This is a genomic window from Gemmatimonadales bacterium (genome assembly GCA_030697825.1).
Classification (GTDB): Bacteria; Gemmatimonadota; Gemmatimonadetes; order Gemmatimonadales; family JACORV01; genus JACORV01.
On the sequence record JAUYOW010000329.1, the window covers coordinates 45579 to 53453 of the forward strand.

A 7875-nucleotide genomic window follows, 5' to 3' on the forward strand; every position below is an offset into this window, starting at 1 on the left:
CGAACCCCAGACTCGTGAACGTTCAGCGCAGCGACCTTTACGTCGGCATGTTCCTCATTGGCACCGTCGCCCTCGTGGTGGCGGCTCTCGTCGCCACCAGCGGCTGGGGGATCAAGCGCTACGACGTGTACGTGCGCACCGACGATGCCAAGGACATCGCGGTCGACACCAAGATCTTCATGCAGGGCCTGGAAGTCGGTCGCGTGGCCGCGATATCACCACGGCCGGCGGCGGGCTCGGCGGGCCGGCTCGAATTCGTCCTCAAGCTCTCGCTGCTCGACGCATTCGCCGACGGCACCCCCCTGCGCCTCCCCCGCGGCACCGATGCGGAGGTCGAAAGCGGCCTCCTGGGCGGCTCCACCCTGCTGCTGGTGATCCACTCCGACAGCGGCGGAACGCTGGGCCCCGGTGACACTATCGACATGCACCGCAGTCCCGCGGCCATGGAGGCCTTCGGCGCGCTGGCCAACGACCTCAAGGGCACCATCCAGGCGGCGCTGGTCGCCGCCACCGGCACCTTGGACGCGACCCGCCGCCTCGCCGACAGCCTCGCCGCCGCCTCAGGGACCGCACGCCACTTCCTAATGGGCGTCGAGCCCGAAACGCACAAGCTCATGGGCGGCGTGGCGGCGAACCTCGACCGGCTCCGGCTCATCATGGACAGCAGCAACGTCAGGACGGGCGTTACTTTCCGCCAGGTGGACTCGACGATCGTGCAGTCTCGGCGGCTCCTTATCAGCGTTGATTCGCTCACCCGCCTCTTCATCGCGATGGGAGGGGAGAACCGGCCGGAGATCGCCGCCATCATCGCGAACCTCCGGCAGCTCACGCAGCAGCTACAGTTCGTACTCGAGCAGGTGGGCCGGCGCCCCATGCGGCTCATCACCGGCGTCAAGATGCCCGACTCGCTCGCCGCGTGGCGGCGCGACTCCGCGCGCGCCGCGACCCCGCCGGTCCGGCCCGACACGACACGCCCCACCCCCGCCGCGCGCGATACCACCCCGCGCCCCAGGGACCAGCGATGAAGTTCGTCCTGCTCCACGGGCCGACCTGGGACCCGGGCGAGGCGCGGGCCGCGCTCGACGCCGAGCAGATAGAGCGCAAGGCGATCAACGCCCTCGGCCCCGGCACCATCGACGAGCGGCCTACGGTCCTGCTGCTCGACGAGCCGCTGCGGCGGATCCTGGGCCTGGGGGGAGTGCGGAGCGCCGCGAACGCGGGTGCGAGCGTGGTCGGCCTCGGCGCCCCCGGCGAGGCCGACATGCCCGCCGACCTGCCCGGCGCGGACTTGGTCTCCGCCTTCCTCACGCACCCCGCCGGACCGCGCCAGCTCTTGACGGCGCTGAGGGCGGCGTACCGCGAGGCGGCCATGCGGATCGACGCGCACCGTGCCCGAGCGGAAATAGCGGCGCGCTCGAAGGAGATCACCGACCTCACCCGCATCGGCGTCGCGCTCAGCACCGAGCGCAACTACGACGTCCTTCTGGACCTGATCCTCACCCAGGCGCGACAAATCACCCAGTCCGACGGCGGCTCGCTCTACCTCGTCGAGGGGCGCGACACTCCCGCCCCGCAACTCCGGTTCAAGCTGACGCAAGGCGATACCCTTCAGAACGCGGGCTTCGTCGAGTTCGCGATGGCGCTCGACAACCGGAGCCTCGCGGGCTACGTCTGCTCCACCGGCGAGCCGCTGGTCATCGACGACGTGTACTTCCTGCCGCCCGACGTGGAGTACTCGTTCAACCGCAGCTTCGACGAACGCAACAACTACCGGTCCAAGTCCATGCTCACCGTCCCGATGCGGAACCACCGGGACGAAGTGATCGGCGCGCTCCAGCTCATCAACCGGAAGCGCGACCCGGCTGTGAAGCTGGTCTCGCCGGAGCTGGTGGACGGGCAGGTAGTTCCCTACTCGCGGCGCACCGTCGAGATCGTGACCGCGCTCGCCGGGCAGGCCGCGGTATCCATAGAGAACAGCCTGCTATATGAGAACATCGAGCGCCTGTTCGAGGGATTCGTCACCGCGGCCGTCACCGCGATCGAGCAGCGAGACCCGACCACGTTCGGCCACTCCGGCCGCGTGGCTACCATGACCGTGGGGCTCGCGGAAGTCGTGGACCGCGCCTCGGACGGCCAGTACCGGCACATCAACTTCTCGCGCGAGCAGGTCAAGGAGATCCGCTATGCCGGGCTCCTGCACGACTTCGGCAAGGTCGGGGTGCGCGAGCAGGTGCTCGTCAAGGCCAAGAAGCTCTACCCGCCGGACCTCTCGCTCGTGAAGTCCCGGTGCGCCTTCATCAAGCGCACCGCGGAGCTCGAGTATCACCGCCGGCGCGCGGACTACCTCACCGGGCACGGCACGCAGGGCTACGGAGAGTTCATCGCCGAACTGGACCGGACCCACTTCAAGGAGATCGACGCCCTGGATTCGTTCCTCAAGACGGTGCTGTCGGCCAACGAGCCTTCGCTGCTGCCCGAGGGGAGCTTCGAGGAGTTGCTGGCCCTGGCCGAGAGGCGGTTCACCGACATCGACGGCCACGACCAGGCGTACTTGTCGGACGACGAGGTTCGGTTTCTGACTATCCGGAAGGGGAGCCTGGACGAGGCGGAGCGGCTGGAAATAGAGAGCCACGTCACGCACACGTACCAGTTCCTGCTCCAGATCCCATGGACGAAGGAGCTGTCGCAGATCCCGCTCATCGCCTACGGGCACCACGAGAAGCTGGACGGGCGCGGCTACCCCAGAAAGGTGGCGGCCGCCCACATCCCGATCCAGACCCGGATGATGACGATCAGCGACATCTTCGACGCGCTGACGGCGGCGGACCGGCCGTACAAGAGGGCGGTGCCGTTGCAGAGGGCGCTGGATATCATGTCGTCCGAGGTGAAAGAAGGGATGCTGGATCCCGAGTTGTTCAGGTTGTTCACCGAGGGGAAGGTGTTCGAGACGTTGGCGGGCTAGGAGAGCCGTCTTCGCCGCGACCGGGCAACGGATACGTCGGCTGCCGATCAGGATGACAGGATGACGGGATTACAGGGGGCGGTAGAGTTGCAGAGTTGCAGAGTTGCAGCGGTGGACAGGCGGACGGGTTTCAGGACTGAGGGCCCGTGACCGAGCTCCAGACCATCATCACCGCCATCCAGAGGGCAGGAGTCAGGGGAAAGCCAGCCGTGCTGGCCACCCTCATGAAGGTGGCGGGTTCGGCGTACCGGGGTCCCGGCGCGCGAATGGTCGTGCTGCCTGACGGCACGAGCGTGGGCGCCATCAGCGGCGGGTGCCTCGAGAAGGACGTGGTCGCGCACGCTGAACGGGTGCAGACGAGCGGCAAGGCCGTAGCGGTCGAGTACGATCTCACCCGGGACGATGACGCGCCGTGGGGACTGGGCATGGGGTGCGCGGCGAAGCTCGACGTGCTCCTTGAGCCGGTGGCCGCCGGGCGCGCGCCTGCTCACCTGGAGTTCATGGAAGCGGTGATGCGGGACCGGGTACCGGCCGCCGTGGCCACGTTGTTCCGCGCGCCGGAGGGCGCCGGGTCGGTCGGCGCCCGGCTCGTTGTCCGGGCGGACGGCGATGCCATCGGCGACCTGGTCGGCGGCGAGTTGGGCGGCTCGGTCGTGACCGACGCCGAGAGGGTCATGCGTGAGGAGCGATCGGACGCGGTCGAGTACCGGACGGCGGGCGGCGTGGCGGAAGTGCTGATCGAGTATGTTCCCCGCCCCATCGCGCTCGTCGTCTGCGGCGACGGGAACGACACCGGTCCGCTTGCTCAGCTCGGCCTCGAGCTGGGCTGGCAGGTGCGCATCGTGACGAAGGACGATCCCGTCGGGGTGCTCGACGACCGGACGGCGGCGGTGGTCATGACACACAACTATCCTCGTGACGCCGTCCTGCTGGAGACCCTTCTGAAGTCGCACACCCGCTACATCGGCCTGCTTGGCCCGCGGTCCAGGACCGAGCGGCTGCTGGGCGAGCTGAAGCAGCGCGGCGAAGAGCCCAATCTCGTCCAGCTCGCCAAGCTCCATGCACCGGTCGGCCTCGACCTCGGCGCCGAGACGCCGGGCGAGATCGCGCTGTCGATAGCGGGAGAGATCCGCGCCGTGATGGGCGGGCGCGCCGGCGGGATGCTGCGCGAGCGGAAAGGGCCGATCCACGACCGGCGCTGAGCGGCGTACCGCGCCGGTGGTCGGCGTGATCGTTCTCGCCGCGGGCGGCTCCACGCGGCTCGGTCATCCCAAGCAACTGCTGCCGCACCTGGGGCGCACGCTGCTCCGCCACGCGGCGGACGTCGCCGTGCAGGCGGCGACCGGCCCGGTCGTGGTGGTCCTCGGCGCGCAGGCGGATCTCCTGCGGGGTCAGGTGTCCAGGCTGATGCTCGAGGTCATAGTCAACCGCGATTGGCGCACCGGCATCGCGACGTCGATCCAGGCCGGCCTCGGATCCCTGGGCAGGGACCGGGAGCCCGACGCCGTGATCCTCATGACCTGCGACCAGCCGCACGTTTCAGCGGAACTGCTCCGCCGCCTGGTGGACAGGTACGCGGACGCCCGCCCGCCCGCGGTCGCGTGCGCCTACGCCGGCACGCTGGGCACGCCCGCGCTGTTCGACCGGTCGCTCTTCGGCGAGCTCTTCCTGCTCACCGGCGACAACGGCGCGAAAAAGGTGATCGAAAAGCACAAGAGCGGAGCCATTCGTGTCACGTTCGAGGAGGGCGTTGTGGACATCGATACCCCGGAAGACCTGCGCAAGCTCGGCATCCGGCGCTCGGGCGCGAGGGAGAGGTTGTGAAGAACGCGGTGCGTGGTGCGTGGGTCGCGATGGTGACGGTCTGCCTGGCGGCGGTCGCCCCGGCGGCGGCGCAGGCCCCGGCCGAGGGGTGGTGGCGTCACGTGTCGGCCCTCGCCGACGACTCCATGCGCGGCCGCGAGACCGGGAGCGTGGAGCACCGCAAGGCAGCCGCTTACGTAGCCGACCTGTTCCGGGGCGCCGGCCTCCGGCCCGGCGGCACTCAGGGCTACATCCAGACCGTCCGCTTCCGCACCCGACGCGTGGTGGAGGAGCGTTCGAGCCTCGCATTGGTGCGCGCGGGTGGCGCGGTCGAGCCCATCCTCCTGGGCGACGAGGCGACGCTGGGAATGCGTATCAACCCGGCGCCTAACACCGAAGTGCCGCTGGCCTTCATCGGATTCGGGCTCACCGTCCCCGAGCTTTCCTACGACGATCTCGAGGGTCTCGACGTCCGCGGCAAGGTCGTCGTCCTGATGTCGGGCGGCCCCCCCACGATCCCGGGCCCCGTGCTGGCGCACTCCCAGTCGGTGCGCTGGGAAGCGCTCCGGCGCGCGGGCGCCGTCGGCGTCATCACCATCCCGAACCCGCGCGGCCAGGACATACCGTGGGCGCGGTCGATGCTGTCGCGCTTCGCGCCCTCGATGACGCTAGCCGACTCGACGCTCGACGAGACGGCCGGCCAGCGGCTCGCCGTGACGTTCAACCCCGAGCGCGCGCAGAAGCTCTTCGCGGGTTCCGGTCACACCTTCGCGGAAATGCTGAGCCTGGCCAACGCCGACCAGCGGTTGCCGAGGTTCCCGCTGGCCGCGTCGATTCGCGCCACGGTCGCAACTGAGACCGCCGATGTCGAGTCGCAGAACGTGGTCGGGATCCTTCCCGGGACCGATCCCGTGCTGCGGAACGAGTACGTCGTCATCAGCGCCCACCTCGACCACGTCGGCGTCGGGCGGCCCATCAACGGCGACAGCATCTACAACGGAGCGATGGACAACGCCTCCGGCACCGCGACGCTTCTGGAGACGGCGCTCACGCTCGCGCGCACGCGCACCAGGTTCCGCCGATCCATCATCTTCCTCGCCTGCACCGCCGAGGAGAAGGGCCTCCTGGGCTCACGCTACTTCGCGGCGCACCCGACGGTGCCCGCGGCCGCCATCGTCGCGGACGTCAACGTGGACATGTTCCTTCCACTCTTCCCGCTCCGCAGCCTCATCGTCAACGGACTCGAGGAGTCGGACCTCGCCTCCGATGTTCGCGCGGCCGCCGAGCCGTTAGGCATCATGGTGCTGTCCGACCCGGAGCCGTTGCGCAATGCGTTCACCCGGAGCGACCAGTACAGCTTCATTCGCCGAGGCGTGACGTCCATTTCGCTGAAGAACGGCTTCGACGCGGGGTCCCCGGAACACGCGATCGTCCGGCGCTTCCGCGCGGAACGCTACCACGCCCCCGCCGACGATCTCGCCCAGCCGGTGGACCTCCAGGCCGCCACCGACTTCAACCGGGTGTACCTGGCCGTGCTCGAACAGGTCGCGAACCGACCCACGAGGCCGGCGTGGAACGCGGACAGCTTCTTTAGGCGTTTCGCGCGGAACCAGGCCGCGACGCCCTAGCAGGGTGCTGAAAAACCTCTGAAGCGAGCCGCTTGAGCGGCGAGGAGGATGTATGGCGCGGCGGCGTCTGTTGGCGATCGTGGCGATGGGTGCGGGGCTCTGCGGCTTGGCCGGTTGCGGCAAGTCGTCCGGCGATGCGGTGTGCCGCGACGGAGAGGCCACGGAGACGGGGCTCCGCGTGACCGCGGGCACCGACGAGTACTTCTACGCGGTGGACGGCGGCGGCCGTCAGGTGGGATACCAGCGCGCCGGTCAGGTCCTCGCGCTCCCGCCCGGCGACTACCGGGTCAAGATCAACAACTCGCAGAGGGGCGTTACCGTGCGGGCGGGGCGCGTCACCACGTGCACGGCGGGCGACGTCCGGGTGACCGGCGGCACCGACGCCTACTTCTACATCCTGGACACCCTCGGCACCCAGCTCTCGTACCAGAGGATCGGCGGGCTCCTGTCCGTGCTGCCGGGCCGCTACCTGGTCAAGGTGAACAACTCCCGATCGGGCTTCGAGGTGCACGGCGGCGACACCGTTACGCTGCCGGCGGGCACGGTGTCGGTGGCCGGCACCACGGACGAGTACTACTACGTCCTTGACACGCTGGGAACTCAGCTTGCCTACGAGAGACTGGGGCGGCTGCTCGACGTGTTCCCGGGCGGGTACGTCCTCAAGCTGAATAACGCCACCGCGCGGACCGCCGTGAGCGCGTCCGACACCATGATGCTTCGCTCGGGGACGCTGTCGGCCCTGGGGACCACCGACGAGTATTACTACGTCCTGGACACGGCGGGGACGCAACTGGGTTACGCCCGGCTCGGGAGCGCGACCTCGTACCTTCCAGGGCGGTATCGAGTGAAGGTCAATAACGCGGATACCCTGGTTGCCGTGCCTGCGGACAGCTCTACCCGAGTCGCAACCGGGACCGTGGTCGTGCATGGGGCCGGCACGGAGTATTACTACGTCAACGACGCGACCGGCCGACAGCTGAGCTACAGCCGTCTCGGCGCGCCCCTGGCGCTCCTGCCCGGCAGCTACTCGGTCAAACTGGGCCAGCGCATGACCACCGTGAGCGTCGCGGCCGGCGCCACGGTGATCGCGCGGCCGTGAGACTCGCCGTAGACCCGGGTGCGCAAACGCGTCGGACGCCCTGAGTCGGATGAGCGGCTAGCGGAATTGGATCGAGAGGACCGGGTGCAGCTCGATGAAGTTGGGGGCCGCACCGGTCTGGCCGTGGTTCCGATCGAAGAACCCGACGCCGGTCACGATCGCGACCGCCTCCTCTGATCGATCGGGATCGTTGACCCAGGTCTCGAACGCCTGACGGGCCCGCGCATACCGTTCGGCGAACCCCGATCGGCAGGAACCCGAGCATTCCGGGTCGCGGATCTCGGCGATCATCGTGGCCGAGCGGTCTTGAAGCCCCCCCCTCGCGCAACCAGAATCAAGATGGCGTGACGGCGCGGACGTGGCGATGCGGCGCCTCGCGCGGC

At 69.0% G+C, this 7875-nt stretch carries 7 protein-coding genes; 6 read left to right on the top strand and 1 reads right to left on the bottom strand.

Translation table 11 applies throughout. From position 1 onward, the window contains the following. The first annotated feature begins 14 nt into the window (after window positions 1-14). The 6 genes from Q8Q85_16515 to Q8Q85_16540 all read left to right on the top strand — a co-directional run bounded on the left by Q8Q85_16515 (window position 15) and on the right by Q8Q85_16540 (window position 7492). Window positions 15-1025, top strand: a complete 1011-nt coding sequence (locus tag Q8Q85_16515) for an MlaD family protein (GenBank protein MDP3775864.1) — start codon at window positions 15-17, stop codon at window positions 1023-1025. After that, the gene (locus Q8Q85_16520; GenBank protein ID MDP3775865.1) at window positions 1022-2962 is read left to right on the top strand and encodes an HD domain-containing phosphohydrolase; all 1941 of its coding nucleotides are present in this window, start codon (window positions 1022-1024) and stop codon (window positions 2960-2962) included. Before Q8Q85_16515 ends, Q8Q85_16520 begins: the two co-directional genes overlap by 4 nt. Before the next feature lie 146 nt (window positions 2963-3108). Continuing rightward, window positions 3109-4164 carry an XdhC family protein gene (locus Q8Q85_16525; GenBank protein MDP3775866.1) on the top strand — a complete coding sequence of 352 codons (1056 nt, stop codon included), beginning with the start codon at window positions 3109-3111 and terminating at the stop codon, window positions 4162-4164. A gap of 25 nt (window positions 4165-4189) precedes the next feature. Next, window positions 4190-4786 carry a nucleotidyltransferase family protein gene (locus tag Q8Q85_16530; protein ID MDP3775867.1) on the top strand — a complete coding sequence of 199 codons (597 nt, stop codon included), beginning with the start codon at window positions 4190-4192 and terminating at the stop codon, window positions 4784-4786. Continuing rightward, window positions 4783-6393: a M28 family metallopeptidase gene (locus Q8Q85_16535; GenBank protein MDP3775868.1), complete on the top strand. Its 1611-nt coding sequence runs from the start codon at window positions 4783-4785 to the stop codon at window positions 6391-6393. The genes Q8Q85_16530 and Q8Q85_16535 overlap by 4 nt, the downstream gene beginning before the upstream one ends. 52 nt (window positions 6394-6445) lie before the next feature. Then, entirely contained in the window at window positions 6446-7492 is a 1047-nt protein-coding gene (locus Q8Q85_16540) for a hypothetical protein (protein MDP3775869.1), read from the top strand. Window positions 7493-7549: 57 nt separating this feature from the next. On the opposite strand, the gene Q8Q85_16545 is transcribed toward Q8Q85_16540, so the two are convergent. Then, the coding region (locus tag Q8Q85_16545; protein ID MDP3775870.1) for a hypothetical protein at window positions 7550-7875 on the bottom strand (326 nt) is incomplete at its 5' end.